Raw genomic sequence first — 1520 nt, 5'->3', positions numbered from 1 at the left:
GCCGGACAGGGGCTACACACCCGCGGCCATCACCAATATCGCGACCTCGGGCGGTGTCGCCCATGCGCTGGCCGCCGACACGGAACTGGCCAGGCTCGCGACCGGGCCCACGGCTCTGCCAGACTCACCGACCCAGGCAGAGTCGTTCCAGGATCTCGTCGCCGAAATTGCCATGATCACTGCGGAACGCCCGGGACTCGCCCGGGCCCAGACGCTGGCGCTGCCGCGTTACTGGGACCCACCGGCCGACTGGGCGCAGAAGGTGCTGGGCGGCCTGTCGACCCCGTTTTCCAGGCCGGTGCCCCTGGCCTGGACACCACCGGCGGGGCCGGCAGCCGCGAACGGCGAACGCGGCCCTCTCGGCTACCCGGCCTGGGCACGGGCAGCCGAGCTGCCGGCCAGCCGGATGATTGCCGCGGAAGATCTGCGTAGCCAGGTGCAGTCCCTCAAGTCCGTCCTTTGCCCACCGGGCTCGGGGCCATCTGGCATACGCAACTGCGTCGCCGCCGGCATAGACGCGATGGAGAACACACTCACCGCCACCGAGTCCGTCGCCTGGCGTGCCGGCGGCGCCGGCACGGACGGCGCGGACACCCTGAGCGCGGGTGTCGCCGGTGCGGTACGCGCCCTGCGGGACGGCGTCCGGATAGTCGCGTCCCGGAGCGTCTCGCTGACAAGCAAGCATGGCAAGGTTCCGGTCACTCTGGAGAACAACACCACATTCACCGTCAGCGTGGTTCTGTCCCTGGCCTCCACGGACCACTCACGGCTACGATCAGCAAGCAAATTGGCACTTACAGTGCCTCCTCTCCAGAAGGAGCAGGTCGAGGTCGACGTCAATGCTGAAGGCGCCGGTACGTTCCCGGTGAACATCCAGATCCTCACCCCCGCCGGACGGCCGCTGTCGGCCGACCCGCCGCTGCGGGTGCTGGTGAAGTCGACGGTCTTCGGGGTCATCGCGGTGGCGATCACTGGCGGTTCCCTGGCGGTCCTCGTGCTCGCCGTGGCGATCCGGCTGGTCCAGCGGCTGCGGGTCCTGCGCCGTCAGCCGCCCGGCGGACCGCCTCCGCCAGCCGCCCCTGTCCCGGCTGCGGCTGCGGCTGCGGCGAGGCCGGCATCAGTATCGGGATCACGGTCACTACCGATGCCCGGGAGCCCGGATGACCCGGATAGCGGAGATGATCCGGACACGCTGGAATGCGCCCGCCGGCTGCTTCCCGATGCTGCCGGACGCGACCCGCGGGCCAGCGAGCGCGGGGAAAGCGCGCACCGGAACGACGAGTACCGGAACGACGATCTGGAACGGCTCATCCGCGCGACCAATACCGTCAGGAGACAGGCAACCGTCAGGAAGCAGGGAACCACCAGGAACGAAGGAGCACGGTGGTGACGGCCGGACCCGGAGACGAGACCAGGAAACCGCCCGCCCGGCACCGCAGACGGCCCGGCTTCGATCCCGCCGGGCCGACGGTGCGGACAGCCGGCCCCATCGGTGCTCCACCGACCGGACAGCCGACCGG

General features: G+C 70.3%; 1 protein-coding gene. It reads left to right on the top strand.

Annotated elements, in window-relative coordinates; translation table 11 throughout:
- The coding region (locus MJ785_RS10785; RefSeq protein WP_239380639.1) for a DUF6049 family protein at positions 1-1390 on the top strand (1390 nt) is incomplete at its 5' end.
- Positions 1391-1520: the final 130 nt, after the last annotated feature.

This window comes from Protofrankia sp. CiT1 (genome assembly GCF_917627335.1).
Taxonomy (GTDB): Bacteria; Actinomycetota; Actinomycetes; order Frankiales; family Frankiaceae; genus Protofrankia.
The sequence above is the reverse complement of the archived record's forward strand: the minus strand, read 5'-3'. Positions and strand labels throughout refer to the sequence as shown.